At 71.8% G+C, this 24,085-nt stretch carries 30 protein-coding genes; 10 read left to right on the forward strand and 20 right to left on the reverse strand.

Translation table 11 applies throughout. From position 1 onward, the window contains the following. Positions 1–91 precede the first annotated feature (91 nt). Together ACFYMM_RS19085 and ACFYMM_RS19090 are read right to left on the reverse strand one after the other, a co-directional pair. Positions 92–1,090 carry an anion permease gene (locus tag ACFYMM_RS19085; RefSeq protein WP_388387900.1) on the reverse strand — a complete coding sequence of 333 codons (999 nt, stop codon included), beginning with the start codon at positions 1,088–1,090 and terminating at the stop codon, positions 92–94. Between the two features lie 7 nt (positions 1,091–1,097). After that, complete coding sequence (locus ACFYMM_RS19090; RefSeq protein ID WP_009326469.1) at positions 1,098–1,718, reverse strand: DUF47 domain-containing protein; 621 nt, start codon at positions 1,716–1,718, stop codon at positions 1,098–1,100. A 206-nt stretch (positions 1,719–1,924) separates the two neighbouring features. On the opposite strand from ACFYMM_RS19090, the gene ACFYMM_RS19095 reads away from it, so the two are divergent. After that, positions 1,925–2,230: a metal-sensitive transcriptional regulator gene (locus ACFYMM_RS19095; RefSeq protein ID WP_388387903.1), complete on the forward strand. Its 306-nt coding sequence runs from the start codon at positions 1,925–1,927 to the stop codon at positions 2,228–2,230. Positions 2,231–2,236: 6 nt separating this feature from the next. Here the strand turns inward: ACFYMM_RS19095 and ACFYMM_RS19100 are convergent, their stop codons facing one another. Both ACFYMM_RS19100 and ACFYMM_RS19105 read right to left on the reverse strand, forming a co-directional pair. After that, complete coding sequence (locus tag ACFYMM_RS19100; RefSeq protein ID WP_388387905.1) at positions 2,237–2,407, reverse strand: hypothetical protein; 171 nt, start codon at positions 2,405–2,407, stop codon at positions 2,237–2,239. A 67-nt stretch (positions 2,408–2,474) separates the two neighbouring features. Further along, positions 2,475–3,320, reverse strand: coding sequence for a hypothetical protein (locus tag ACFYMM_RS19105; protein WP_388387907.1), 846 nt, complete (start codon positions 3,318–3,320; stop codon positions 2,475–2,477). 138 nt (positions 3,321–3,458) lie between these two features. Here ACFYMM_RS19105 and ACFYMM_RS19110 point away from each other — a divergent pair, with 138 nt between their 5' ends. Continuing rightward, positions 3,459–3,632 (forward strand): hypothetical protein, encoded by a 174-nt coding sequence (locus ACFYMM_RS19110; RefSeq protein ID WP_388387909.1) that lies wholly within the window; start codon positions 3,459–3,461, stop codon positions 3,630–3,632. 44 nt (positions 3,633–3,676) lie between these two features. Here the strand turns inward: ACFYMM_RS19110 and ACFYMM_RS19115 are convergent, their stop codons facing one another. From ACFYMM_RS19115 to ACFYMM_RS19180, 14 genes are all read right to left on the reverse strand, one after another. Continuing rightward, on the reverse strand, positions 3,677–4,090 hold the full coding sequence (locus ACFYMM_RS19115; RefSeq protein WP_388387911.1) for an NUDIX hydrolase: 414 nt from the start codon (positions 4,088–4,090) through the stop codon (positions 3,677–3,679). Positions 4,091–4,109: 19 nt separating this feature from the next. Continuing rightward, positions 4,110–5,204 (reverse strand): CHAD domain-containing protein, encoded by a 1,095-nt coding sequence (locus ACFYMM_RS19120; protein ID WP_388387913.1) that lies wholly within the window; start codon positions 5,202–5,204, stop codon positions 4,110–4,112. Beyond that, the gene (locus ACFYMM_RS19125; protein WP_388387916.1) at positions 5,185–7,539 is read right to left on the reverse strand and encodes an RNA degradosome polyphosphate kinase; all 2,355 of its coding nucleotides are present in this window, start codon (positions 7,537–7,539) and stop codon (positions 5,185–5,187) included. Before ACFYMM_RS19125 ends, ACFYMM_RS19120 begins: the two co-directional genes overlap by 20 nt. Positions 7,540–7,713: 174 nt before the next feature. Further along, entirely contained in the window at positions 7,714–8,754 is a 1,041-nt protein-coding gene (locus ACFYMM_RS19130; protein WP_388387919.1) for an ABC transporter permease, read from the reverse strand. Continuing rightward, on the reverse strand, positions 8,751–9,647 hold the full coding sequence (locus ACFYMM_RS19135; RefSeq protein ID WP_388387922.1) for an ABC transporter ATP-binding protein: 897 nt from the start codon (positions 9,645–9,647) through the stop codon (positions 8,751–8,753). The genes ACFYMM_RS19130 and ACFYMM_RS19135 overlap by 4 nt, the downstream gene beginning before the upstream one ends. Then, on the reverse strand, positions 9,647–10,078 hold the full coding sequence (locus ACFYMM_RS19140; protein WP_388388534.1) for a GntR family transcriptional regulator: 432 nt from the start codon (positions 10,076–10,078) through the stop codon (positions 9,647–9,649). The genes ACFYMM_RS19135 and ACFYMM_RS19140 overlap by 1 nt, the downstream gene beginning before the upstream one ends. 92 nt (positions 10,079–10,170) lie before the next feature. Beyond that, the gene (mshD, locus tag ACFYMM_RS19145) at positions 10,171–11,097 is read right to left on the reverse strand and encodes a mycothiol synthase (RefSeq protein WP_388387925.1); all 927 of its coding nucleotides are present in this window, start codon (positions 11,095–11,097) and stop codon (positions 10,171–10,173) included. A 52-nt stretch (positions 11,098–11,149) separates the two neighbouring features. Further along, a complete protein-coding gene (locus ACFYMM_RS19150) occupies positions 11,150–11,881 on the reverse strand; it encodes a PH domain-containing protein (RefSeq protein ID WP_388387928.1) in 732 nt (243 codons plus the stop codon). A gap of 102 nt (positions 11,882–11,983) precedes the next feature. After that, entirely contained in the window at positions 11,984–13,459 is a 1,476-nt protein-coding gene (locus ACFYMM_RS19155; protein ID WP_388387930.1) for an ATP-binding protein, read from the reverse strand. Further along, the gene (locus ACFYMM_RS19160; protein ID WP_388387933.1) at positions 13,456–14,193 is read right to left on the reverse strand and encodes a response regulator transcription factor; all 738 of its coding nucleotides are present in this window, start codon (positions 14,191–14,193) and stop codon (positions 13,456–13,458) included. The genes ACFYMM_RS19155 and ACFYMM_RS19160 overlap by 4 nt, the downstream gene beginning before the upstream one ends. A 109-nt stretch (positions 14,194–14,302) precedes the next feature. Further along, positions 14,303–14,557 (reverse strand): hypothetical protein, encoded by a 255-nt coding sequence (locus ACFYMM_RS19165; protein WP_388387936.1) that lies wholly within the window; start codon positions 14,555–14,557, stop codon positions 14,303–14,305. A 25-nt stretch (positions 14,558–14,582) separates the two neighbouring features. Then, positions 14,583–15,665, reverse strand: a complete 1,083-nt coding sequence (locus ACFYMM_RS19170) for a S1C family serine protease (protein ID WP_388387938.1) — start codon at positions 15,663–15,665, stop codon at positions 14,583–14,585. A 122-nt stretch (positions 15,666–15,787) separates the two neighbouring features. Then, on the reverse strand, positions 15,788–16,810 hold the full coding sequence (locus ACFYMM_RS19175) for a LacI family DNA-binding transcriptional regulator (RefSeq protein WP_388387940.1): 1,023 nt from the start codon (positions 16,808–16,810) through the stop codon (positions 15,788–15,790). 97 nt (positions 16,811–16,907) lie between these two features. After that, a complete protein-coding gene (locus ACFYMM_RS19180) occupies positions 16,908–17,687 on the reverse strand; it encodes a winged-helix domain-containing protein (protein ID WP_388387942.1) in 780 nt (259 codons plus the stop codon). A gap of 171 nt (positions 17,688–17,858) precedes the next feature. Between ACFYMM_RS19180 and ACFYMM_RS19185 the strand changes: the two genes are divergently transcribed. The 8 genes from ACFYMM_RS19185 to ACFYMM_RS19220 all read left to right on the forward strand — a co-directional run bounded on the left by ACFYMM_RS19185 (position 17,859) and on the right by ACFYMM_RS19220 (position 23,233). Continuing rightward, a complete protein-coding gene (locus ACFYMM_RS19185) occupies positions 17,859–18,707 on the forward strand; it encodes an alpha/beta hydrolase family protein (RefSeq protein WP_388387944.1) in 849 nt (282 codons plus the stop codon). Between the two features lie 37 nt (positions 18,708–18,744). Continuing rightward, positions 18,745–18,999 (forward strand): MoaD/ThiS family protein, encoded by a 255-nt coding sequence (locus ACFYMM_RS19190; protein WP_388387945.1) that lies wholly within the window; start codon positions 18,745–18,747, stop codon positions 18,997–18,999. Between the two features lie 2 nt (positions 19,000–19,001). Then, positions 19,002–20,201, forward strand: a complete 1,200-nt coding sequence (locus ACFYMM_RS19195; RefSeq protein ID WP_388387947.1) for a hypothetical protein — start codon at positions 19,002–19,004, stop codon at positions 20,199–20,201. A gap of 340 nt (positions 20,202–20,541) precedes the next feature. Further along, entirely contained in the window at positions 20,542–21,279 is a 738-nt protein-coding gene (locus tag ACFYMM_RS19200; RefSeq protein ID WP_388387949.1) for a DUF2993 domain-containing protein, read from the forward strand. A gap of 200 nt (positions 21,280–21,479) precedes the next feature. Next, the gene (locus tag ACFYMM_RS19205; RefSeq protein WP_350751515.1) at positions 21,480–21,560 is read left to right on the forward strand and encodes an Ms5788A family Cys-rich leader peptide; all 81 of its coding nucleotides are present in this window, start codon (positions 21,480–21,482) and stop codon (positions 21,558–21,560) included. Positions 21,561–21,685: 125 nt separating this feature from the next. Further along, positions 21,686–22,531 carry a sulfurtransferase gene (locus tag ACFYMM_RS19210; RefSeq protein ID WP_388387951.1) on the forward strand — a complete coding sequence of 282 codons (846 nt, stop codon included), beginning with the start codon at positions 21,686–21,688 and terminating at the stop codon, positions 22,529–22,531. A gap of 58 nt (positions 22,532–22,589) precedes the next feature. Continuing rightward, positions 22,590–22,877 carry a DUF1416 domain-containing protein gene (locus ACFYMM_RS19215; protein WP_067049055.1) on the forward strand — a complete coding sequence of 96 codons (288 nt, stop codon included), beginning with the start codon at positions 22,590–22,592 and terminating at the stop codon, positions 22,875–22,877. 101 nt (positions 22,878–22,978) lie between these two features. Continuing rightward, positions 22,979–23,233, forward strand: coding sequence for a DUF3099 domain-containing protein (locus tag ACFYMM_RS19220; protein WP_388387953.1), 255 nt, complete (start codon positions 22,979–22,981; stop codon positions 23,231–23,233). Positions 23,234–23,265: 32 nt separating this feature from the next. Here the strand turns inward: ACFYMM_RS19220 and ACFYMM_RS19225 are convergent, their stop codons facing one another. Next, complete coding sequence (locus ACFYMM_RS19225) at positions 23,266–23,628, reverse strand: DsrE family protein (protein WP_388387955.1); 363 nt, start codon at positions 23,626–23,628, stop codon at positions 23,266–23,268. Between the two features lie 160 nt (positions 23,629–23,788). Next, positions 23,789–23,974: a hypothetical protein gene (locus ACFYMM_RS19230; protein ID WP_388387957.1), complete on the reverse strand. Its 186-nt coding sequence runs from the start codon at positions 23,972–23,974 to the stop codon at positions 23,789–23,791. Positions 23,975–24,085 lie beyond the last annotated feature (111 nt).

Consider the following 24,085-nt stretch of genomic DNA (forward strand, 5'->3'; position numbering starts at 1 on the left):
GTGCCCGTAACACCACCGTCCCGCACCCGCCCCCGAGCACCCGAAACACCCCGCCACCTGGATATATACCCCGAGAAAGAGGAATCCAGCACTAGAGCACCGTCACCTTCAGGACCCCGAAGGCCAGCGCGGCGACCAGGGCCGCGGCCGGCATGGTGATGAACCAGCCCAGCACGATGTTCTTGGCCACGCCCCAGCGCACCGCGTTCACCCGCTTCGTCGCGCCGACGCCCATGATCGCCGAGGTGATCACATGGGTCGTGGAGATCGGCGCCTTGAACAGGTACGCCGTGACGAACATGATCGACGCGCCGGTGGTCTCCGCCGCGAAGCCCTGCGGCGGGTCCAGCTCGATGATCTTGCGGCCGAGGGTGCGCATGATGCGCCAGCCGCCCGCGTACGTCCCCAGGGACAGCATCAGCGCGCAGACGATCTTGACCCACGCCGGGATCGGGTCGCTGTAGGTCTGGTGGCCCGAGATGACCAGGGCCATCACCACGACACCCATGGTCTTCTGCGCGTCCTGCAGACCGTGGCCCAGGGCCATGCCGGCCGCCGACACCGTCTGGGCGATCCTGAAGCCCCGCTTGGCCTTGTGCGGGTTGGACCGGCGGAAGATCCACATGATCAGCGTCATGACCACGTAGCCGACGATCAGACCGACCACCGGCGACAGGAACATGGGGATGACGATCTTGTCGAGTACGCCGTTCCAGAGCACCGTGATGCCGCCCGCCAGCGCCGCGCCCACCAGACCGCCGAACAGGGCGTGCGAGGACGACGAGGGCAGGCCGAAGTACCAGGTGGTCAGGTTCCAGACGATCGCGCCGATCAGCGCCGCGAAGAGGATCCCCATCCCCTTCGAGCCGTCCGGTGTCTGGATCAGGCCCTCACTGACCGTCTTGGCGACCCCGTTGCCGAGGAAGGCGCCGGCCATGTTCATGACTGCGGCCATCGCCAGCGCCGCCCGGGGCGTGAGCGCCCGCGTCGACACGGACGTGGCGATCGCGTTCGCCGAGTCGTGAAAACCGTTCGTGTACGTGAAGAAGAGCGCGACCGCGATGGTCACGATCAGAGCGAAGGTGCCCATCGACGCCTCAGGACTCCTTGACGGCGATGGTCTCCACCGTGTTCGCCACGTGCTCGAACGCGTCCGCCGCCTCCTCCAGCACATCCACGATCTGCTTGAGCTTCAGCACCTCGATCGCGTCGTACTTGCCGTTGAAGAGGTGGGCGAGCAGCTTGCGGTGGATCTGGTCGGCCTGGTTCTCCAGCCGGTTGACCTCGATCCAGTACTCGGTGAGGTTGTCCATGGTGCGCAGGTTCGGCATCGCCTCGGCGGTCAGCTCCGCCGCCCGCGCGAGCACCTCGATCTGCTGCTCGACGCCCTTGGGCAGTTCCTCGACGTTGTAGAGGACGACCAGGTCGACGGCCTCCTCCATGAAGTCCATGATGTCGTCGAGGGACGACGCGAGGCTGTAGATGTCCTCCCGGTCGAAGGGCGTGATGAAGGAGGAGTTCAGCTGGTGGAAGATCGCGTGCGTGGCGTCGTCACCTGCGTGTTCCGCTGCCCGCATACGCTCCGCGATCTCGGCCCGGGCGGAAGCGTCCGCCCCGAGCAGTTCCATCAGGAGCTTCGAGCCCGTGACGATGTTGTCCGCGGAGGCGGCGAACATGTCGTAGAAGCTCGTCTCCCTGGGGGTCAGACGAAAGCGCACGTGGGGTCCTTGGGGTGCTTCGGTTTCGGTCAGGCTGATGCTAGGCGCATCATCCGGCCACGGCTATCGGGCCGTCCCCCAGTGTCGCCCATCGACGACAGTGATCAGCACGGGGGCATGGCAAGGCCCGTATACCCGGCAAAGTTGGCTACCATATACCCACCAGGGGTATATGTCACAAGCTCGTTCCGAAAGGGAGGCCCGCGATGACGACGACCGAGGCCGGCGCCACGCACGGCTACCACAAGCAGAAGGACGAGCACCTCAAGCGGCTGCGCCGGATCGAGGGCCAGATCAGGGGCCTGCAGCGCATGGTCGACGAGGACACGTACTGCATCGACATACTCACCCAGGTCTCCGCCTCCACCAAGGCGCTGCAGTCCTTCGCCCTGCAGCTGCTGGAGGAGCATCTGCGGCACTGCGTCGCGGACGCGGCCCTCCAGGGCGGGGCGGAGGTCGACGCGAAGGTGGAGGAGGCGACGAGGGCGATCGGACGCCTGCTGCGCACCTGACCGGATTCAGTCGCCGGGGCCGCGCTCCTCGGCCACCCGCAGCACCTCGTCGATGCTCTCCAGGCTGAGCCGGTCCTCGGCGGCCGAGGCCGCGATGATCAGCTCTCCGCACAGCTCGATCTCGGCGAGGGCCACGTGGTCCTGAACCGCCGTACCGCCGACCCGAGCCACGCGCATCACCTCTTCTCTGCCGTTACTTCCTAGAGTAGGCAGCGCTCTACACACCGCGCATGGCACGGAAGGGCTAGTTGTTTTCGGCGATCCGGCCCGCGTAGATGTCCTTCCCGAGCGGCAGTCGTACGTCGACGGGGGCGCCGAAGTCGTACAGCAGCGTCGTCGAGGCGACCGCCACGGCGGCCTTCTGCAGGCCGTTGACGAAGGAGAACCGCTGCCGCAGCTTGCGGATGCGCCCCTGGTCGTCGAGGTAGGCGTCGAACGGAACCTCGGCCGTGGCGAACCCTTTCGCCGCCGCCGCCAGCGCGGCCCGGTCGCCCGCCGAGGCGGCCCTGGCCGCGCTGTTCAGATCCGCCGTGCCCCGGTAGTGCCGCACCGCGATCCCGCCGACCTCGGTCCGCCCGACGTAGCTCGCGGCGCGCGTTCCGCGCAGCAGTTCGGCGGCGGTGTACGGGTCGGTCGCGCCGCCGGTGACCAGGTTGCCGTCGGACAGGCCGGCGCTCTCCACGCGCACCCATTTGTCGGAGGGCACCCCGGCGCCGCGGTTCTTCATGAACAGGGCGCCCGGGGCGAGGAGTTCGGTGATCGGGCGGTGCTCGGAGGCGCCCGCCGGATCCTGCGGCAGGACGACGGTCAGCTGTCCGAGCCGCTTGCGGTAGTCGTACACGCCCTGGCCGCGGATGGTGACGCGGGTGCCGCCGGTGGCCATCTCCATCGACGTGGTGGCCTTCGAACTGCCGGTCGCGCGCAGTGTGTCGGCGGCGCGGTGCAGGGCGGTGACCGGATCGCCCGCGCCGTTCCCGTCCTCGGCGGCGGCCCCGCTGCCCGCACATCCCGTGCAGCACATCCCGAGACCCGCCAAGACCCCCACCGCGAAGACCGTCCCGCCCACCCGCCTGTGCTGCCGCCGATCCATCGCCTACCCCCAGCCGGTACGTCCGTCACGGGCCCCCTGTCTTCCCGGTTAACGACGGGTAAGGGGCACCGTCACGCGCTCCCGGCGCCTGGGCGGGCACAGACGAGCCCTTTACTTCGGGTGGGTAACGTTGTCGGCGTGGCGCAGCAGGACGGCCCCGACCGGGCCCGGCACGGGCAGGAACACCTCACGACGACGAGCGAACAGGGCCGCTTCTGCGTGGCCCGCTGCTCCTGCGGCTGGCGCGGTCCGGCCAGACGGGCGCGCAGCCAGGCGAGAACGGACGCGGAGGGGCACTCCGCGGCGCCGTAGGCGGCCGCGGGGGTCCGGGACCGGCACGGCTGTTCGCGGCCCTGCTACCGGTGTTCGCGCGGCCGCACCAGGGCGTCCACCAGATCCCGGTCGCGGGGCTGGGTCAGCCGGACGCGGGCCTCGGCCGGGGGGAGCCAAAGGATCCGGTCCACCTCGGCGTTCGGCGCGAAGCGACCCGACACGGCCTCGGCCGCCCAGTAACGCACCTGCTTGGGGCGGCCGCCCGCCGGATAGCGCAGCGTGGGCAGTTCGACGCCGGGCACGGCGGTGTGGCCGGTCTCCTCCGCCACCTCCCGCAGCGCCCCGCCCAACGCGTCCTCGCCGGGCTTGAGCTTGCCCTTCGGGTGGGACCAGTCGTCGTATTTGGGGCGGTGGACCAGACAGATCTCCAGGTCGCCGGTGACCGGCGAGCGGCGCCACAGGACGCAGCCCGCCGCCTGGACCGTGGTGTCGTTCACGCGGCCTCCTCGGAAGGGGTCAGGGTGCGCCGACCGTCTGCTTCTGCCAGGACTGCTGGAAGGCGAACCGGGCCGCCTCGACCTCGTGCCGCTGGTCGGCGTGGAGCACACCGAGGGCGTACGCCGTCGCCGGGGCGATGCGCGGGGTGCGGGCCGCCTGCGCGGCCGCGCCCGCCGCCTCCGAGGCGTCGCGGTGCCGGTCGAGGGCCTGGCCCGCCGCCAGGAGGCGCACGTCCACGGGGCTCTCCGGGCCGTGCAGGACCTCGCGGGCGTAGCGGTGCAGGCGCAGCAGGAGGCGGACCTGGTGCCAGGGGGTGTCCTGCGGGTGCGGGGACGGGTCCGGGGACAGGCCGTGGACCAGGGCCTCCGCGTTGTAGGGGTGGCCGGCGGTGACCAGGGGGAGGGCGGCGACGGCGTCGGTGAGGCGTTCCCCGGCCGCGCCGGCCAGCGGCCGCAGGTCGGTGGTGGGGGCGGCGGGGGTGAGAGGAACCTCACTGGCCAGTAAGGCGATCTTGTCCGCGACGGCGTGGAAGCGGGACGAGCCGAGGGCCTGCAGGGCGGTGGAGTGGGCCCGGGTGCGGGCGAGGGTGAGCTGGCGGTCGAGCAGGGCGCCGGCCTTGGCCGCACCCACGGTGAGGTTGCCGCGCTCCGGTGCGGCACCGGGGGCGGGGCCGCCGCCCACGGCCGCGCCCACCGCCTGGGCGGGCACCGCCGTGGACCCCGACAACCGGTGCAGCGCCAGCAACAGCCGCTCCAGCCGGGCCTCGTAGGCGTGCTCCAGGCCCAAGGTGCCCGACAGCCAGGCCAGTTCCGGGCGGATCTCCTCCGACCAGGCGGTGTCCAGCAGCGGGCGGAAGGTGTGCAGGCTGCCGCTGATGCGGCGGGCCGAGCGGCGCAGGGCGCGGGCCGCGCCGCCGGACTCCTCCGCGCCGCCCTCTCCCGCGCCCGGGTACGCCCGCGCGGGGGCGCCCCCGCCGCTGCCGCCGGACTCCCGGTGCAGCCGCAGCGCGCGGAGGAACTCCGTGGCCTGGGCGCGCAGATAGCCGCCGAGGGCCTCCCCCGTCGTCACCCCGGCCGTGGGGTGGTCCGTCGGGTCAAGGTGTTGCTGTGCCACGCCGGCGCCTCCGGGCGTCTATGAGCATCTCCTGGACGTTGCGCAGGGGCTGTCCGTCCGCGTCGGTCGCGTGCCGGATCCACTCGCCGTCCGGGCCGAGGTGCCAGGACGCGGTGGCGTCGGACATACCGGTGTCGAGCAGTCGGTTCAGGGCCGCCCGGTGCCCGGGGTCGATGACCCGGACCAGGGCCTCGATCCGGCGGTCGAGGTTGCGGTGCATCATGTCGGCGCTGCCGATCCACACCTCGGGCTCGCCGCCGTTGCCGAAGGCGAACACCCGGGAGTGCTCCAGGAAGCGGCCGAGGATCGAGCGGACCTTGATGTTCTCCGACAGGCCCGGCACCCCGGGGCGCACCGCGCAGATGCCGCGCACCCACACGTCCACCTGCACGCCCGCCTGGGAGGCCCGGTAGCAGGCGTCGATGACGGCCTCGTCCACCATCGAGTTGACCTTGATGCGGACGAACGCGGGACGTCCGGCGCGGTGGTGCTGGACCTCCTTGTCGATCCGCGAGACCAGTCCGTCGCGCAGGGACTTGGGGGCCACCAGCAGCCGGCGGTAGGTCTCCCGGCGGGAGTAGCCGGACAGGCGGTTGAACAGGTCGGACAGGTCCGCGCCGACCTGGGGGTCGGCGGTGAGCAGGCCGAGGTCCTCGTAGAGCCGGGCCGTCTTCGGGTGGTAGTTCCCGGTGCCGACGTGGCTGTAGCGCCGTAGCGTCTCGCCCTCCTGGCGGACGACGAGGGACAGCTTGCAGTGCGTCTTCAGGCCGACCAGGCCGTAGACGACGTGGCAGCCGGCCTCCTCCAGCTTGCGGGCCCACTTGATGTTGGCGTGCTCGTCGAAGCGGGCCTTGATCTCGACCAGGACGAGGACCTGCTTGCCGGACTCGGCCGCGTCGATGAGCGCGTCGACTATCGGGGAGTCGCCCGAGGTCCGGTACAGGGTCTGCTTGATCGCGAGGACGTCCGGGTCGCCCGCCGCCTGCTCCAGGAAGGCCTGCACGGAGGTGGAGAAGGAGTCGTAGGGGTGGTGCAGCAGCACGTCACGGCTGCGCAGCGCGGCGAAGATGTCGGGGGCGGACGCCGACTCCACCTCGGCCAGGTCACGGTGGGTGCCGGCCACGAACTTCGGGTACTTCAGCTCCGGGCGGTCGATGCTGTGGATCCGGAACAGGCCGGTCAGGTCCAGCGGGCCGGGCAGCGGGTACACCTCCGCCTCGCTGATCTTCAGCTCGCGCACCAGGAGGTCCAGCACCTCGCGGTCGATGGACTCCTCCACCTCCAGGCGCACCGGCGGCCCGAAGCGGCGGCGCATGAGTTCCTTCTCCAGTGCCTGGAGCAGGTTCTCGGCGTCGTCCTCCTCGACCTCCAGGTCCTCATTGCGGGTGAGCCGGAAGGCGTGGTGCTCCAGCACCTCCATGCCCGGGAACAGCTCCTCCAGGTGCGCGGCGATGACGTCCTCCAGCGGGACGTACCGGCCGGGCGTGGCCTCGAGGAAGCGGGACAGCAGCGGGGGCACCTTCACGCGGGCGAAGTGCCGGTGGCCGCTGACCGGGTTGCGTACGACGACGGCCAGGTTCAGGGAGAGGCCGGAGATGTACGGGAAGGGGTGCGCGGGGTCCACGGCCAGCGGGGTCAGGACCGGGAAGATCTGGTGCCGGAAGAGCGTGAAGAGACGTGCCTGCTCCTTCTCGGTCAGCTCGTTCCAGCGGACCAGGTGGATGCCCTCCTCCGCCAGCGCGGGGGCGACGTCCTCGTGGTAGCAGGCGGCGTGCCGGGCCATCAGCTCGCGGGAGCGGGCCCAGATCATCTCCAGCACCTCGCGCGGCTGCAGGCCGGAGGCGGAGCGGGTGGCGACACCGGTGGCGATACGGCGCTTCAGGCCGGCCACCCGGACCATGAAGAACTCGTCGAGGTTGCTGGCGAAGATCGCCAGGAAGTTGGCCCGTTCGAGGAGCGGGGTGTTCGGGTCCTCGGCCAGCTCCAGGACCCGCTCGTTGAAGGCGAGCCAGCTGCGCTCCCGGTCCAGGAAGCGGCCCTGCGGCAGCTGGGGCCCGTCGTACGGCGACTCCTCGTACGCGTCGAGGTCGGCATCGATGTCGGGCTCCAGGTCGGAGACCACGGCGGCCACGGTGTGCGGGCGGTGTGCGGCTATGGAACCCACGGAGGGCTGTGCGTGCAGGACCTGGGCCTCGGTGTCTGGCTGACTCATGAACCCATTCTTCCGCGCCAGGGGCGAAACGGGCGCGTCGGAACGTGCGGGTGGGAGCGTCACGGCCCCGTTCCCCGCGGACGCCTCGGGGGGCGGCGAAGGCTCTGGCACGGCGGGCTTCATTGGCTGAGCGTCGCAAGTTTGTCTGAACCGGTGGTTACGGCGACATGGCGTGCGGGCTATCGGAGGGCGGCTCCCGCACCTCCGTGTGCGTCCGCGTACGCGGTGTCCGGCCCGCCGACGCGGGAGCGCCGGCCGGCGGGTGCGGTGCCGGCCGGCGGTCTCACCGGTGGAGGGTCATGCGGCGGGTCGCCGGCCGAGTCGGCCGACGGCGGCGGTGCGGTGCCTGAGCAGGCGGAACGTGGCCAGGACCAGCAGCGCGGCGACCGCGAGGAGCAGGCCGGCCTCCACGAGTTGCAGGGGCCAGAAGTGGGACTCGGGGTGGAAGCGGTGGTAGAAGCCGACGGCGTGGAGCTTGTCGTAGGCGGCCGGGCAGCCCTGGTAGCCGCCGATGTCGGTGCCGCAGTCGGGTACGGCCGTGTGCGCGCCGCCGGCGGTGACCAGGCCGTGATCGACGTCGATGCCGGAGCCGGCCGGGCCCGCCGTGAGGCTGCTGGTGCGGGTGACCGGCGGCCACAGGTACGGCAGCACCCAGGCCAGGGCGTCCCACAGTGCGCCGGTGACGACGAACGAGGCGGCGAGCGCGGGCAGGGCGAGGCGCTGGAGGAGGCCCGCGAGGGCGCCGACGGCGAGGCCGGCCAGGGCGAGGGCGACCAGGACGGGGCCGTTCGTCGCGTAGGTCCAGGTGTCGTACCAGCTCTTGGCCGTGTCGATCCGGCCCTCGGCCGCCGACCAGGCCAGCCGGTGCAGGACGACGAGCAGTCCGGTGCCGGCGGTGATCAGCGCGGCCGGCACGGCGAGCTTGGCGGCGAGCCAGCGGGCCGGGGAGGCGCCCTGGGTCCAGGCCAGCTGTGCGGTGCCGCTCTCCAGCTCGCGTCCGATCAGCGAGGCGCCGGCCCACGCGGCGACCACGAAGGGCAGGGCGAAGAGCGCGGAGGTGCTCCAGCTGTAGACGTCCTTGTAGCGGATGATCGCGGCCTGGTCGTACCCGCAGGGTCCCGCGCCCGTGCACCGGTCGTACTGCTGCCAGGCGGTCGCGGCGGCATCGGTGAGCGGACCGCGCAACCACAGCAGCACGGCGGCGCCGACGACGACCAGCACGGCCCACACGATCAGCGCGGGGCGGTGCAGCCGCAGCAGCCAGCGCACCAGGCGGGGCGCGGCGGGGGCCGCGAACGAGGGGGCGGCGGACGGCGCGGGGGTGTGCACGGTGGTCATACGGTCGTCTCCCGACGGTCGGTCTGCGTGAGGGCGGCGGCCTGGGGATTGCGCAGGTAGGACAGGACCAGCTCCTCCAGCGTCGGGGTGGTGGCGCGCCACTCGGCGGGCACCGGTGCCGTCGGCCGGATGAGCGCGGTGAGCTGGCGGCCGGTGACGCGGGAGTCGATGACGGTGTGGGCGGTGAGGTCCGCGGAGTCGGCGGCGGTCACCACGCGGCTGTGCGCGGCCAGCAGGTCGTCGATCTCGCCGGCCAGCCGGATCCGGCCGTCGCCGACCAGCAGCAGGTGGTCGCAGGAGTCCTCCAGTTCGGCCACCACGTGCGAGGACATCGCGATCGTCGTGCCGTGCCGGGCGGCCTGGCCCATCAGGACGCCCATCAGTTCGTGCCGGGCCAGCGGGTCGAGGTCGGCCATCGGTTCGTCGAGGAACAGCAGTTCGGGCCGTTTGCCGAGGGCCAGGGCGAGCGCGACGCGGGTGCGCTGGCCGCCGGAGAGCGTCCGGATCCTGGACTTCGGGTCCAGCTCGCCGCCGGCGACGATCCGCTCGGCCTCGTCCGCGTCCCAGCGCTCCGGGTTCAGGTCGGCGCCCATGCGCAGCGTCTCGGCGACCGTCAGCTGCGGGTACAGCGGCTTGTTCTGGGCGACGAAGCCGACGCGGGCGCGGGCCGCGGCCGGGGAGGTGCCGAGGACGGTGATCGTGCCCTCGGTGGGTGCGAGCAGGCCCGCGGCGAGGGCCATCAGCGTGGACTTGCCGGCGCCGTTGGGTCCGACGACGGCGCAGACGCGTCCTGCGGGCAGCCGGAAGGCGCAGTCGCGCAGCGCCCAGCCTCCCCGGCGCCCGAAGCGCTTGCCGAGCGCGGCCGTCTCCATGGCCGCTGCGGTGTCGGTCATCACTGGTCTCCCTGGAGTTGCTGCCCGAAGCGCCCGGCGGCCTCGTCCGGGACGCGGTCGGCGAAGTGCTGTTCGAGTACGGCGGTGAAGAGGGCGGCCACGTCGTCCCGGTCCATCCCCGCGCTGCGGGCCCGCTGCGCCCACGCCTCCAGCTCCGCCCGCATGGGGGAGTCGGCGGCGGCGGAGCCCAGCGTCCGGCGCACGAACGTGCCGAGGCCGCGCCGGGCCTCGACCAGCCCCTCGCGTTCGAGTTCGCGGTAGGCCTTGAGGACGGTGTTGGGGTTGATGGCGGTGATCTCGACGACCTCGCGGGCCGTCGGAAGCTTGTCACCGGGACGCAGCAGGCCCAGGCGGAGGGCCTGTTTGGTCTGCTGCACGATCTGGACGTAGGTGGCGACCCCGTTGTGCCGGTCGATGCGGTACTCGACCACGACTACAACCACCCTTTCACTAATTGAGTAGTGAAAGGGTGCTGCAAAAGAGGGGCGGCCGTCAAGACGACCGCCCCTTGTGCGCTCCTGAGTCACGTTTCCGTGCGGTACATCAGGTCCGTCTCATGGGTCTCGAAGCCCAGCCGCTCGTACACCGTCACCGCCGCCTTGTTGTCCGCGTCGACGTACAGCATCGCCGTCGGCAGCCCGAGGCCCGCCAGATGACGCAGCCCGATCGTGGTCAGCGCCTTGCCGAGGCCGCCGCCCTGGACACCGGGCGCGACCCCGAGGACGTACACCTCACCGCGCTCCTCGGCCGCGTGCACCTTGGTCCAGTGGAACCCGACCAGTTCGCCGTCCCGCTCGGCGAGGAAGAAGCCGGCCGGGTCGAACCACGGTTCGGCCTTGCGGTCGTCGAGGTCGCGCTGGGTCAGCGAGCCCTGCTCGGGATGGTGGGCGAACGCGGCGGCGTTCACCGCGAGCCAGGCCGAGTCGTCCTTGCCGGGCACGAAGGTGCGGACGCTCACGTCCTGCGGCAGCTTCGGGTCGGGCAGCTCCAGGTCCCCCAACGACCGTCGCATCTGGCGCAGTTCCCGGAACAGGGTCAGGCCAAGGACCTGGGCGAGATGCCGGGCGGCGGAGTGGCCGCCGTGCGCCCACACCCGCAGCCGCTTGCCGGAGGCGCCCAGCAGCGCCGCGCCCAGCGCCCGGCCGTGCCCGTGACCGCGGTGCGCCGGGTGGACGACCAGTTCGGCGGCCGGTGCCTCCACCGGGTCGGTGTCCTCCAGCTGCGCGTAGCCGACGAGTTCGCCGCCGAGGGTCAGCAGCAGATGCGAGACGCCGGCGCGGGGGCCCCCGCGCAGCTGCAGGCGCCCCTGCTCGGACACCGGTTGCTGCCCGTCGACCTGGGCGGCCTCGGCGAGCAGCCCCAGCACGGCCTCGGCCTGGTCCGGGGCGAGTTCGGAGTAGGTCTCGATGGAGCGGGACGGGAAGGGCCTCACCGTGTCGTCGCTGGTCATGCGTAAGAGGGTACGGCGGCCTTCCGGCGAAGTGGCGTACGCGGCGGAGCCGTCACCGGGGCGGCAGCCGCAGCGCGCGGGCGGCCCAGTACCGGCTCAGCAGGGCGCCCAGCACACCGAAGGCGGCCAGCGGCACCACCAGGAGCAGCAGGAACAGGTGCGCCGGTGCCCCGAGGGCCGCCTCCGCGACCGTGGCCACGATCATGGCGCCCAGGACCAGGGCCGCCCCGACGCCCGCCCACTGCCAGCCCTTGCGCCGCCCCGCCCGGCGCAGGATCCGCTCCTCGACCTCGGGCCGCCGCTCAGCGGCCATGCCGTGCTGCCGGGCGGCCCCGCGCAGGGCGGCGACCTCGGCGCAGGGGTCGGGCAGCTGCCACTCGTCGAGGTGCGGGAGCAGGAAGCGGCGGCCTTCGCGGTCGTACAGGAAGGCGGGCCGGCGGGGAGCGCCGTTGAACGGGTCGCTGACGGGGTTCTCCTCGACCCGGACGTCGTAGATGTCGGACCAGGCCCAGGCGCGCGACCGTACCGCCCCGCGCCGGCTGATCCCCCCGGTGGTCACCCAGGTGCGCGCCCGCCACTCGTACAGGCCGCGCCGGACGCCGACCACCAGGACGGAGCCCACGACCACGGGCGCCCACCAGAAAGGCATGTCGTCGTGGGTACGGACCGTCTGCAGCACGGCGTTGCCCACGATGACCACCATCAGCACCACGGACCGCCTGGGCCATCCCCGTTCCCTGCGGTACTCCCGCAACAGCCCGCCCGCACCCGCGCCGTCGTCCATCGAAGCCCCTCCCCGCGCGCACCGAAGGGGTGCGCGGCTGGAGAGAGGGTACGACTCGCCGCCGTGGGGGTCAGGAGGGGGTCGGCGTCCTGTCGCCCGCTGTCACGGCAGCTCCGGCGGAGCCGTGGGCGCCCCCGGCAGCCGTACCGTCGCCACCGTGCCGCCGCCCTCGGCGCGCGCCAGGGTCACCTCGCCGCCCGCCTGCCGGACCGTACGCGCCACGATCGACAGGCCGAGGCCCGAGCCGGGCAGCGCGCGGGCGCTGGGGGAGCGCCAGAAGCGGTCGAAGACGTGCGGGAGTTCGTCGGCGGGGATGCCGGGGCCGTGGTCGCGTACGGTCAGGACGCCGTGGTCGAGGAGGACGTCGACCGTGCCGCCCTCGGGGCTGAACTTCACCGCGTTGTCGAGGACGTTGACGATCGCCCGCTCCAGGGCCGTGGGCTCCGCCCGGACGTACCAGGGTTCGAGGTCCGCGGTGATCGTCAGCTCCGGGCCGCGCAGCCGGGCCCGGCGCAGGGCGGCCTCGACGATGTCCTGGAGCGGCACCACCTGGACGCGCTCGCCCCGCTGGCTCTCCGCGCGGGACAGTTCCTGCAGGTCGCCGATCAGCGACGCCAGTTCCGTCATCTGCGCCTTCACCGAGGCGAGCAGGGCCTTGCGGTCGGCCGGGGGGAGGGGGCGGCCGGTCTCCTCGCTGCGGGTGAGGAGTTCGATGTTCGTCCGCAACGACGTCAGCGGTGTGCGCAGTTCGTGGCCGGCGTCGGCGATGAGCTGCTGCTGCAGTTCGCGCGAGCTGGCCAGGGCGGCGGTCATCGAGTTGAAGGACCGGGACAGCCGGGCGACCTCGTCCTCGCGGTCCTCGTCCACCGGGATGGTGACCGCCAGGTCCTCGGTGCGGGCCACGTGCTCGACGACCTCGGTCAGCTCGTCGACCGGGCGCAGACCGGCCCGGGCGATCGCCAGGCCGGCCGCACCCGCGCCGAGGACTCCGACGCCCGAGACGAGCAGCAGGACGAGGGCAAGGTCGTTGAGGGTCTTCTGGGTGCTCCTGAGGGGGACGGCGGTGGTGAGGGCGGCGCCGGGGTAGAGCCGGCGCATGGAACCGATGCCCTCGTTGACCATGAGGGGGACGGTGAGGACACGGACGTCGTGCCCGCCGGAGTCCGTGCCGTTGCGGTAGATGCCCTCGCCGCTCGCCGCGTTCTTCACGACGGTGGTGTCGTCCGGGGTCGACTTCACCGCGCCGGCCGACGTCGACGAGACGCAGACCGTGCCGTCGGCCTTGACGAGCTGGGTGTAGTACGAGTCCCGTCCCCGGAACCCGCCGAAGTCCGAGTCGTTCGCGGGCGCCGGCTCCTGCGGGCAGGCGGCCAGCAGGGCGGCCGCCTGGTTCAGCCCCACCGGCTTGCCCGCCGACTGCTTCAGCTCGCTGTCCAGCTGCTCGTACAGTTTCCCCTGCACGATGAACCAGCAGGTGACCGACACCGCCGCCACCGCGAACGCCACCGCCGCCGCGACCAGCATGGACAGTCTCGCCCGGATCGGCAGGGCGCGGAACCGGCGGACGACCCGGTTCATTCCGCGCCGCCCTGCCGCAGCACGTACCCCACCCCGCGCACCGTGTGGACCAGGCGCGGCTCGCCGCCCGCCTCGGTCTTGCGGCGCAGGTACATGACGTACACGTCCAGCGAGTTCGACGAGGGCTCGAAGTCGAAGCCCCACACCGCCTTCAGGATCTGCTCCCGGGTGAGCACCTGGCGCGGGTGGGCCAGGAACATCTCCAGCAGCGTGAACTCCGTGCGGGTCAGCTCTACCTGCCGGCTGCCCCGCGTCACCTCCCGGGTCGCCAGGTCCATGCGCAGGTCGGCGAAGGTCAGCGCCTCGTCGTCCTGGACGGCACCGGCGGCCCTGGCGGCGGCGTACGAGCTGCGCCGCAGCAGGGCCCGGACGCGGGCGAAGAGTTCGTCCAGCTCGAACGGCTTGACCAGGTAGTCGTCGGCACCGGCGTCCAGCCCCGTCACCCGGTCGCCGACCGTGTCGCGGGCCGTGAGCATGAGGATGGGGGTCGTCTCGCCGGCGCCGCGGATCCGGCGGGCGGCGGTGAGGCCGTCCATACGCGGCATCTGGATGTCCAGGACGACCAGGTCGGGCCGGTAGGCGGTCGCCTTCTCCAGGGCGTCCACGCCGTCGACCGCCACCTCGGTGTCGTACCCCTCGAAGGCGAGGCTGCGCTGGAGTGCCTCGCGCACCGCCGGCTCGTCGTCGACGATCAGGATGCGCTGGGTGTCACGGTCGCCTTCGGCGGGGCTCATCGCTCGCGGTTTCCTCGGGGTGCGGTGGGTGGTGGGTGGGATGCTCAGCCTCGCACGACTCCGGGCCGCCGGGGAGCACGGCCGGGCCGGGGGCCGCCCGGGGCCGGGGTCAGCCCAGGGCCGGGTTGAGTCGCTTCAGCGGCACCTTGTGGCGGTGCGGACGGGCACCGGCCGCCACTCTCAGGCCCATCATCTCGGGCGCCGTGACCTCCGGCGCGCGCGGCGGCGGTACGGGGGCGTGGAGGTCGTACGCCACCTGGAGGGCCAGGGCGACGCGGGCCGGGCCGGTGTCGGCCACCGGGTGCCGGACCTGCTGGATGACCGGTCGGATCTCGACGGCCTGTCGGACGGCCTGCTGGATCATGACGTACTCCCTCGCTAGGAGGCTTTCAGCCGGTGGCGCCCGACCGCAGCTTGGCCAGGTCGGACTTGACGGTGTTGACGGGGATCGCGAAGCCGAGTCCGATGCTGCCCGCGTCCGAGGACGAGGAGGCCTGCTGACTCGACGAGTACATCGCGGAGTTGATGCCGATGATGTTGCCGCCCGCGTCGATCAGGGCTCCGCCGGAGTTGCCGGGGTTCAGCGACGCGTCGGTCTGGATCGCCTTGTACGTCGTCGTGGAGGAGCCGGTGTCGCCGTTGAACTGGCGGCCGCCGAACTGGAACGGCCACTGGTCGCCGCCGCCCTGGCCCTGGCCCTGGCTCTGGCTCTCGTCCGTGGAGACGGTCACGTCACGGTTGAGGGCGGAGACGATGCCGCTGGTGACGGTCCCGGCCAGGCCCTCGGGGGAGCCGATCGCCACGACCGTGTCGCCGACCTGGACGCCGGAGGAGTTGCCGAGGGCCGCCGCCTTCAGGCCGGAGGCGTTCTGCAGCTTGATGAGGGCGAGGTCCTTGGAGCTGTCGGTGCCGACGACCCGCGCCGTGTAGGACCTGCCGTCGCTGGTGCGCACCTTGACCGAGGTGGCGCCCGCGATGACGTGGTTGTTGGTGATGATCTCGCCGTTGCTGGTGATGATCACGCCGGAGCCGGTGGACGAGCCGTTGTCCAGGGTCGCGTTGATCTCGACCACGCTCGGGCTGACCGCCGCGGCGATCGCTGCGACATCGCCCTTCTTGCTGGAGGGCACCACGTTCGTGGTGGTGGAGGAGGTGGCGACGGAGTCCTTGCCGGCCAGCTCCTGGAACGCGTACGCCGTGCCGCCGCCCACCGCAGCCGCGACCATCGCCACCGCCGCCAGCAGGGCCATCGGTCCCCGGGGGCGCTTCTTGCCACCGGCGTGTCCGCCGTGTCCGCCGGCCGGCTGCGCGGTCTGCGCGGGCTGCTCGGGCTGGAACGACGGCGGGGGCGGCCACTCGGGGCTCACCGGGTTCACGGGAGCGGAGGCGTGCTGCTGGGGGTACGCGCCGCCCTGGAAGGCGTCGCCCTGGGGGTTCTCGTACTCGCCGCTGCGGCGGAAGCTCTCGGTCATGACACCTAGCTTGTCCCGCGACCATGAGAGCTTCCTGAGTGCTTGCTGAGAAGCCCGGCAGAAGCTCGTTCGTCCGATGTAAAGACGCCTCTCGCCGATTCGCCGGGGCTCTCAGCCGCCGTTCATCGACAGCCGCAGGACCTGCGCGCCACCAGTCGCGACGGAAACGTCTTCAGCCGCTCGCGCCGGGACCCGGCCACCCGCAGCCCGTCGTCCAGCACGAGGTCCACCGCCGCGCGGGCCATCGCCGGGCGGTCGGTCGCGATCGTGGTCAGGGGCGGGTCGGTCAGGGCCGCCTCCTTGATGTCGTCGAAGCCGGCCACCGCCAGCTCCCCGGGCACGTCGATGCGCAGCTCGCGCGCGGCCCGCAGCAGACCGATCGCCTGGTCGTCGGTGGAGCAGAAGACGGCGGGCGGCCGGTCGGGGCCGGAGAGGACCTCCAGGGCCACGCGGTAGGCGTCGTAGCGGTTGTACGGCGCCTCGAAGAGCCGGCCCTCGGTGGACAGGCCCGCCTCGGCCATGGCGCGCCGCCAGCCCTCGACGTGGTCGGAGACCGGGTCGCCGACGGAGGGGGTCTCGGCGGTGCCGCCCATACAGGCCACGTATGCGTAGCCGTGCTCCAGCAGGTGGCGTACGGCGAGCTGGGCGCCGCCCATGTCGTCCGTGGTCACGGCGACGTCGTCGATGGCCTCCGGGCGCTCGTGCAGCAGCACCACCCGGGCGTCCCAGGCCTCGATCTCGGCGGCGGCCTGGTCGTTGAGCGCGTGGGAGACGAGGATCAGGCCGGAGACCCGCATGCCCAGGAAGGCGCGCAGGTAGTGAACCTCGCGTTCGGAGACGTAGTCGGTGTTGCCGACCAGCACCATCTTTCCGCGCTCGGAGGCGGCCTGCTCGACCGCGTGCGCCATCTCGCCGAAGAAGGGCTGGCGGGCGTCCGGGATGATCAGGCCTATCAGGTCGGTGCGGCGCGAGGCCATCGCCTGGGCGACCCGGTCCGGCCGGTACCCCAGTTCCTTGATCGCCGCGAGGACACGCTCGCGCGTGGCCGGGGCGACCGGCCGGGGTCCGTTGTTGATGACATAGCTGACCACGGCGGTGGAAGTCCCCGCCAGCCGCGCCACATCATCCCGAGTCACCTTGGCCACGCGCGGAGTCTACGCGGAGAGACCGGCTCTGGGCAGGGCGTATCGGAGCGCGGCTGTTCGCCGGCTGTTCGGTTCGAATGCCCCGCCCGGCGGCCCGCTAAGCCTCCGCGGGGACCTCGGCGGCGTCCAGCGCGGCCGAGTTGTCCGCATCCTCCGCCTTTGCCCGGTCGGCCTTGTTCCTGGCGTCCTCGCCGCCCCGCTCGGCCTTCTCGGGGGTAACGAATCGATAACCGACGTTCCGGACGGTCCCGATCAGCGACTCGTGCTCGGGGCCCAGCTTGGCGCGCAGCCGCCGTACGTGCACGTCGACCGTGCGGGTGCCGCCGAAGTAGTCGTAACCCCAGACCTCCTGCAGCAGCTGGGCGCGGGTGAAGACGCGGCCCGGGTGCTGCGCGAGGTACTTCAGCAGCTCGAACTCCTTGAAGGTGAGGTCGAGGACCCGGCCCTTGAGCTTGGCCGAGTAGGTCGCCTCGTCCACCGACAGGTCGCCGTTGCGGATCTCCATGGGGGAGTCGTCGTTGACGATCTGCTGGCGCCCCATGGCCAGCCGGAGCCGTGCCTCGACTTCCGCCGGACCGGCGGTGTCGAGCAGGACGTCGTCGATGCCCCAGTCGGCGGTGACGGCGGCCAGGCCGCCCTCGGTCACCACCAGCACGAGCGGACAGCCCGGGCCCGTGGAGCGCAGCAGCTGGCACAGGCTGCGCACCTGCGGGAGGTCACGGCGCCCGTCGATGAGGATGACGTCGGCACCCGGGGTGTCGACGAGCGCGGGCCCCTCGGCCGGGGCCACGCGTACGTTGTGCAGCAGCAGGCCGAGAGCGGGGAGCACCTCCGTCGACGGCTGGAGGGCGTTGGTCAGGAGCAGCAGAGAACTCATACGTCTGGTTCCTCCTCGGTCCCTGCGAGGACGTGTGCGGTGCGGAACTGCGCTGCGATCCCGAAGGCCCCGTACACCTGCGGTTTCCCGCTTCGTATACAACGCTTCCGAAAGCACAAAAGGACCCGGGGGCTTCGCTGCCCGAGTCCTCTGCCCAGCAGAATAGCCGACATGAGCAACGGTCCGGCAGGTCATGGGGCACGTTCCATCGATCGTCCAAACTCTGAGACTAGTACGAGGGGTCGAGACGTGCCTTTTCGGACGTTTCTGCGCACGGCCGACGGTGTGACGATCGATTCCGTATACAACCCGGGCACGGTCGTATACGACTCCTCCCGTCCACCGGCCCGTCGTCCTGCGTTCGTCGTCGCCCACGGCTTCACCGGCGATGCGGACCGGCCGCATGTGCGAAGGGTGGCGGGCGTCCTCGCCCGTTACGGCGCGGTCGTCACCTTCTCCTTCCGGGGCCACGGGGCCTCCGGCGGCCGGTCCACGGTCGGCGACCAGGAGGTGCTCGACCTGGCGGCGGCCGTGGAGTGGGCCCGCGCCCTCGGGCACGCGCGCGTGGCCACCGTCGGCTTCTCCATGGGCGGCTCGGTGGTGCTCCGGCACGCGGCGCTGTACGAGGGCGGCACGGACGCGGTGGTCTTCGTCAGCGCCCCGGCCCGCTGGTACTACCGGGGTACGGCCCCCATGCGCCGCCTGCACTGGCTGGTCACCCGCCCCGAGGGCCGCCTGGTCGGCCGCTACGGGCTGCGCACCCGCATCCACCACCGGGACTGGAACCCGGTGCCGCTGTCCCCGGTCGAGGCGGTCCCGCGGATCGCGCCCACCCCGCTGCTCATCGTCCACGGCGACCGGGACGGCTACTTCCCCCTCGACCACCCCCGGATGCTCGCCGCGGCCGCCGGTGACCACGGCGAACTCTGGCTGGAGCCGGGCATGGGCCACGCCGAGAACGCGGCCGAGGACGCCCTGCTGGCCCGGATCGGGGACTGGGTGGTGTCCCGGGCGGGCTAGCCTGGCACCGTCCGTCTCTCTTCGATCGAGGAACCAGATGCCCAAGGTCACGGTGCGCTACTGGGCCGCCGCGAAGGCCGCCGCCGGGGTCGCCGAGGAACCGTACGACGCGGCCACGCTCGCCGGGGCGCTCGACGCGGTGCGCGAGCGACACCCCGGTGAACTCGCGCGTGTGCTGCGGCGTTGCTCCTTCCTCATCGACGGTGACCCGGTCGGGACCCGCGCGCATGAGACGGTACGGCTGGCCGAGGGCGGCACGGTCGAGGTGCTCCCGCCGTTCGCAGGAGGGTGAGCATGACGAATCAGCCGTACGAGGGCGGCCCGTACGAAAACCGGTACGAGGGCCAGTACGACGACCCGTCCGAAAACCCGTACGAAAACCCGTACGCGGGCCACAACGGTCAGTACAACGGCCCGTACAACGCCTACGACCCCGCTCAGCAGCAGGCGTGGCAGCCCCCGCAGCACGGCCGCCCGGACCAGTACCCCCAGCCCGGCTACGACAACGACCCCGGCCACGACCACCAGCAGCAGTACACGCAGCAGTGGCAGGGACAGACCTGGGAGACGCAGACGCACGCGTCCGTGCCGGCGGCGGAGGCGGCGCATCAGGCGCAGCAGGCGTACCAGGTCGCCCAGAGCTACCAGCGGCCCGCGCAGGCACCGGTGGCGGAACCGGCGCCCGAGTCCGAACCCGCCACCGGCTACGGCCCCGCCACCATCGCCGGGAACGCCCGGATCACCGACGCCCAGCGGGCCCGGCTGGAGGGCCGTTCGCCGGTCATCGAGCCCGGGATGCAGCCGGCCGCGCTCACCGCGGTGCTGGGGCTGCTGCTCGCGGTCACGGCGGCCGTGGGGTCGTACGCGCTCGTCGTCCCGCTGGTGGTGCTGCAGGCCGTCACGGCGGCCGGCTGGTTCCGGCTGAACGGCATGTGGCCGGCCCGGCAGGGCATCGCGCTCGCCTTCGCCGGCGGGCTCACGGCGGACGTGGCGGTGCTGGCGGCGGGACGGGGTGACGCGCCCGTCGCGATCCTGGGCCCGCTGGGCGTGTGGGTCCTGCTCTCCCTGGTCCTCCAACTGCGCTCGCACGCCTCCGCCGACGAGCGGATGTACGGCCTGATGGCGACGGTCGTCTCGTCGGCCCTGACCGTGGTGGCCACCGGGTACCTGGGCGCGGCGGCGCACGCGGCGTCGGTGGGCGCGGCGGCGGTGGCGGTGGCCGTACTGGCCCGCGCCCTCCCGCTGCCGACCCCCGCCTCGGTGGTCGTCGCCCTCCTGGCGGCGGCCGGCGCGGGCATCGCGGTGGGCGGCATGACGGGTCTGGGCACGAAGGGCGCGCTGCTCGGCGCGGCGGCGGGGGGCTGCGCCCTCGTCGGGCACCGGGTCGCGAGCTACGACTACCCGTCCCGCTTCGTCCACTTCACGGCGGGCGTCGCGCTGCCCCTGTCGGCGGCGGCACCGGTGGTGTGGGTACTGGGCCGGGCGTTGGGCTAGCCGCCGGGTTGGGCGGGGGTCTGTGGTTCGCTTTCGGCCGCGGGCCGGTGGGGGCTGGTCGCGCAGTTCCCCGCGCCCCTGGGGAGCTGCGGTCACGCGAGTGGTATGGCTGCGGGCGTTGCGTTCACGCGTGGGGTTCGCTTTCGGCCGCGGGCCGGTGGGGGCTGGTCGCGCAGTTCCCCGCGCCCCTGGGGAGCTGCGGTCACGCGAGTCGTGTGGCGAGGAGGGTGCCGTTCGCGTCACAGGTGATCGACAAATTCCCGTCCGCCGGGCCCCGCAGGGTTACCGTGGCGTAGCCAGCCGTGCCGTACACCGATGCCGACCGGGGGAACCCACCATCATGCGCGCCCTGCGAATAATCCTGATCCTCGTCGTGATCCTGGGCGGGCTCTTCGTGATCGCGGACCGGGTCGCCGTCCACTTCGCGGAGAGCAAGGCCGCGGACAAGCTGAAGTCCACGGAGAACCTCACCGCGACCCCGGACGTGAACATCAAGGGCTTCCCGTTCCTCACCCAGGTCGCGGGCGGCTCCCTGGACGACGTCCAGGTCGGCATCCAGGACTACGAGGCGTCCACCGGCACGACCGGCAAGACGATCCGTATCGACGACCTGAAGGCCGACATGAAGGGCGTCTCCTTCTCCGGCGACTACAGCTCCGCCACCGCCGCCACGGCCACCGGCACCGCGACCATCTCGTACGCCGAACTGCTGAAGACCGCCAAGTCCGAGCCGACCCGGGTCGCCCCGGGCGTCACGGCCCAGGTCGTCGGCCTCACCGACGGCGGCGACGGCAAGATCAAGGTCGCGGTGGAGGCCACCGTCCTCGGCGCCAAGCTGCCCGCCCCGGTCTATGTGCTCAGCTCGGTCACCGTGCAGAACGACCGGGTCAGGGTGCACGCCGACGCCCTGCCCAAGCTCGGCGGTGTCTCCCTCGCCGACGGCCGCATCCGCCAGATCACCGACTTCCAGCAGGCCATAGACCGGCTGCCCGGCGGCATCAAGCTGGACAAGGTGCAGGCCGCGAAGGACGGCGTCGAGATCAGCGTGAAGGGTTCGGACGTCCGGCTGGCGGGGTAGGACGGACAGCGTTGCGAGAGGCAGACGTCCGAAAGGTGAGACGCCGCCGTCCGTAGCGCAGAGACGAGATCCATGAGGAGCGCCCGGAAGCCGTACGGCAACGGCACGGGCGCTCTTCTCGTCTCGCATGGCGGACGATCGCATCTCACCATGCGACACCCCGGTGACACGCCCCGCTGTCCGTCCCTACGATCGAGGCCATGAAGCGACAGGCGGATCTCACGAAGCGGCGGGCAGTGGACCTGTGCCGCGTTGCCGCCATGCTCTGTCGCCCCTTCTGAGCGGAAGTCTCCCTTCCGCATTCCAGCCGCCCTGACCAGGGTATTCGTGCGCCACCCGGCACCCGGGACCGCGCGCACCCTCGCACTCGCACGCCCCGCCGCAACTGCCCCGGAGGAGAAAGAGCATGAGCCGCAGCGACGTCCTCGTAGACGCCGACTGGGTCCAGGAGCACCTGGACGACTCGGACATCGCCATCGTGGAGGTGGACGAGGACACGTCCGCCTACGAGAAGAACCACATCAAGAACGCGATCCGCATCGACTGGACCAAGGACCTCCAGGACCCGGTCCGCCGCGACTTCATCGACCAGGAGGGCTTCGAGAAGCTCCTGTCGAAGAAGGGCATCGCCAACGACACGCTGGTGGTCCTCTACGGCGGCAACAACAACTGGTTCGCGTCCTACGCCTACTGGTACTTCAAGCTGTACGGCCACGAGAACGTCAAGCTCCTCGACGGCGGCCGCAAGAAGTGGGAGCTGGACGCCCGCGAGCTGGTCGACGGCACCGAGGTCCCCGAGCGCGCGACCACCGACTACAAGGCCAAGCCGCAGAACACCGCGATCCGCGCCTTCCGCGACGACGTCGTGGCGGCGATCGGCTCGCAGAACCTGGTGGACGTGCGTTCGCCCGACGAGTTCTCGGGCAAGCTGCTCGCCCCCGCGCACCTGCCGCAGGAGCAGTCGCAGCGTCCGGGCCACGTCCCGTCCGCCCGCAACATCCCGTGGTCGAAGAACGCCAACGACGACGGCACCTTCAAGTCGGACGACGAGCTGAAGGAGCTGTACGCGGAGGAGAACGTCGACCTGGCCAAGGACACGATCGCCTACTGCCGCATCGGTGAGCGTTCGGCCCTGACCTGGTTCGTCCTGCACGAGCTGCTCGGCGTGGAGAACGTCAAGAACTACGACGGCTCCTGGACCGAGTACGGCAGCCTCGTCGGCGTCCCGATCGAGCTCGGCGCCAACAAGTAAGCGAAGCAATCCCGTCCCGACCGGCCTTCCTTCCGGTCAGACCCCTGTGGAGAAAGACATGTGTGGAGCGAAGGCCGGCGGCCCGGACGCCTCGACGATCAAGCCCGGTGAGACCACGATCCAGGGCCAGGTGACCCGCGACGGCGAGCCGGTGACGGGCTACGTCCGTCTGCTGGACTCGACCGGCGAGTTCACCGCGGAGGTCCCCACCTCCGCCACCGGACAGTTCCGCTTCTACGCGGCCGAGGGCACCTGGACCGTGCGCGCCCTCGTCCCGGGCGGTACCGCGGACCGTACGGTCGTCGCCCAGCAGGGCGGCCTCGCGGAGGTCGCGATCGCGATCTGACCGCACCCTCGACGGCCGAAGGGCCGCGCCCCCGGGTTGGACACCTCAGGGCGCGGCCCTTCGCCATACCCGGAACACGCCGGTGGAATTACCCTGGAGTCATGTACGCACGGCGACGTCACACGTACTTCGCCATGATGGGGACGTGCATCACGCTCTTCGTCCTGGCCTGGGGAGTCGTACGCATCTGGTCCGTCCCCGCGGCGGTCGGGCTGTGTGTGGTGGCCATGGTCATCCCGCCGGTCGCGGCGATGATCGCCAACCGGCGCGGCCCGGAGGACCGCTGGTGGGACGACCCCTCCGGCGACCCGAAGTCCGACGAGTGGTGGGACGAACTGGACGGCAAACGCCGCTGATCAGGGCTTTTCAGTAGGCCTTCAGCAGATCTTCAGTAGACGAGCGCCTGCGTCCCGTCCCCCATGGCCTCCTGTACGAAGACCTGCGCGCCCGCGATCCGTACGCCCTCGATGACGTCCTTCTCGGTGATCTCCCGCCGTGCCGCGCACTGCGTGCACAGCGTGACCCGGCCGGCCGCGAGGACGGAGTCGATCAGGTCGGGCAGCGGCGCGGCGTGCGGCAGCTCGAACTCGGCCGCCCGCCCCGGCAGCGCGAACCAGGACGACTCCCCGGTCAGCCACAGCGAGACCTCGACCCCGCTGGCCACGGCCACCGCCGCCACCGTGAACGCCTGAGAGCAACGCTCGGGGGCGTCGGCCCCCGCCGTCACCTTGATCACCAGCTTCTTCGCCATGCGGGAAGCGTAGCCGTGCCGACGTGGGCCGCGAGCGGACGGAACGGCGGAAGCGCGTACGCGGGCTGCGGGGGCCTCCGGTCGTGGGGCCCGTGCTGTCGCTGGCGTCGTCGCAATCGTTGCTGCCGCTTGCACTCCTCGTAGGGCAGACCGGTGGTCCTCATGCGCGGTGCTCCCGTCGCTGGTGCTGGCGGAACATCACGTTCACGTCGGTCTCGGCGCTGCGGTCGTACTCCGCCCGCGCGACCTCCCGCCGCCCGGCCAGCTCCGTGCACGTGCCGCAGCCCGGGACGGGCCGGGGCGGCCTGCTCAGCTCGTTCTCCATGGGCTCTGATGTCGGGGTCATGGTGCTTCCGCTCCTTTCGGGGAACGCCTGTGCGCAGCGCGAGCGTGGCACTACGCTGCGTGTTCGGACGCTTACGAGCATGGCGCACGGAAGAGGCGTTCGGGCTGTTGA

It is taken from the genome of Streptomyces sp. NPDC006739, from assembly GCF_042869815.1.
Taxonomy (GTDB): Bacteria; Actinomycetota; Actinomycetes; order Streptomycetales; family Streptomycetaceae; genus Streptomyces.

Coding starts and splice junctions, on each gene's coding strand:
- ACFYMM_RS19125 (WP_388387916.1), bottom strand. CDS start 7,539: ATGAAGCCCGCCGTGCCAGAGCCTTCGCCGCCCCCCGAGGCGTCCGCG.
- ACFYMM_RS19225 (WP_388387955.1), bottom strand. CDS start 23,628: ATGGCGAAGAAGCTGGTGATCAAGGTGACGGCGGGGGCCGACGCCCCC.
- ACFYMM_RS19185 (WP_388387944.1), top strand. CDS start 17,859: ATGAGCAACGGTCCGGCAGGTCATGGGGCACGTTCCATCGATCGTCCA.
- ACFYMM_RS19085 (WP_388387900.1), bottom strand. CDS start 1,090: ATGGGCACCTTCGCTCTGATCGTGACCATCGCGGTCGCGCTCTTCTTC.
- ACFYMM_RS19215 (WP_067049055.1), top strand. CDS start 22,590: ATGTGTGGAGCGAAGGCCGGCGGCCCGGACGCCTCGACGATCAAGCCC.
- ACFYMM_RS19230 (WP_388387957.1), bottom strand. CDS start 23,974: ATGACCCCGACATCAGAGCCCATGGAGAACGAGCTGAGCAGGCCGCCC.
- ACFYMM_RS19200 (WP_388387949.1), top strand. CDS start 20,542: ATGCGCGCCCTGCGAATAATCCTGATCCTCGTCGTGATCCTGGGCGGG.
- ACFYMM_RS19210 (WP_388387951.1), top strand. CDS start 21,686: ATGAGCCGCAGCGACGTCCTCGTAGACGCCGACTGGGTCCAGGAGCAC.
- ACFYMM_RS19190 (WP_388387945.1), top strand. CDS start 18,745: ATGCCCAAGGTCACGGTGCGCTACTGGGCCGCCGCGAAGGCCGCCGCC.
- ACFYMM_RS19180 (WP_388387942.1), bottom strand. CDS start 17,687: ATGAGTTCTCTGCTGCTCCTGACCAACGCCCTCCAGCCGTCGACGGAG.
- ACFYMM_RS19205 (WP_350751515.1), top strand. CDS start 21,480: ATGAAGCGACAGGCGGATCTCACGAAGCGGCGGGCAGTGGACCTGTGC.
- ACFYMM_RS19095 (WP_388387903.1), top strand. CDS start 1,925: ATGACGACGACCGAGGCCGGCGCCACGCACGGCTACCACAAGCAGAAG.
- ACFYMM_RS19220 (WP_388387953.1), top strand. CDS start 22,979: ATGTACGCACGGCGACGTCACACGTACTTCGCCATGATGGGGACGTGC.
- ACFYMM_RS19100 (WP_388387905.1), bottom strand. CDS start 2,407: ATGCGCGTGGCTCGGGTCGGCGGTACGGCGGTTCAGGACCACGTGGCC.
- mshD (WP_388387925.1), bottom strand. CDS start 11,097: ATGACCAGCGACGACACGGTGAGGCCCTTCCCGTCCCGCTCCATCGAG.
- ACFYMM_RS19160 (WP_388387933.1), bottom strand. CDS start 14,193: ATGAGCCCCGCCGAAGGCGACCGTGACACCCAGCGCATCCTGATCGTC.
- ACFYMM_RS19170 (WP_388387938.1), bottom strand. CDS start 15,665: ATGACCGAGAGCTTCCGCCGCAGCGGCGAGTACGAGAACCCCCAGGGC.
- ACFYMM_RS19105 (WP_388387907.1), bottom strand. CDS start 3,320: ATGGATCGGCGGCAGCACAGGCGGGTGGGCGGGACGGTCTTCGCGGTG.
- ACFYMM_RS19150 (WP_388387928.1), bottom strand. CDS start 11,881: ATGGACGACGGCGCGGGTGCGGGCGGGCTGTTGCGGGAGTACCGCAGG.
- ACFYMM_RS19165 (WP_388387936.1), bottom strand. CDS start 14,557: ATGATCCAGCAGGCCGTCCGACAGGCCGTCGAGATCCGACCGGTCATC.
- ACFYMM_RS19195 (WP_388387947.1), top strand. CDS start 19,002: ATGACGAATCAGCCGTACGAGGGCGGCCCGTACGAAAACCGGTACGAG.
- ACFYMM_RS19130 (WP_388387919.1), bottom strand. CDS start 8,754: ATGACCACCGTGCACACCCCCGCGCCGTCCGCCGCCCCCTCGTTCGCG.
- ACFYMM_RS19155 (WP_388387930.1), bottom strand. CDS start 13,459: ATGAACCGGGTCGTCCGCCGGTTCCGCGCCCTGCCGATCCGGGCGAGA.
- ACFYMM_RS19135 (WP_388387922.1), bottom strand. CDS start 9,647: ATGACCGACACCGCAGCGGCCATGGAGACGGCCGCGCTCGGCAAGCGC.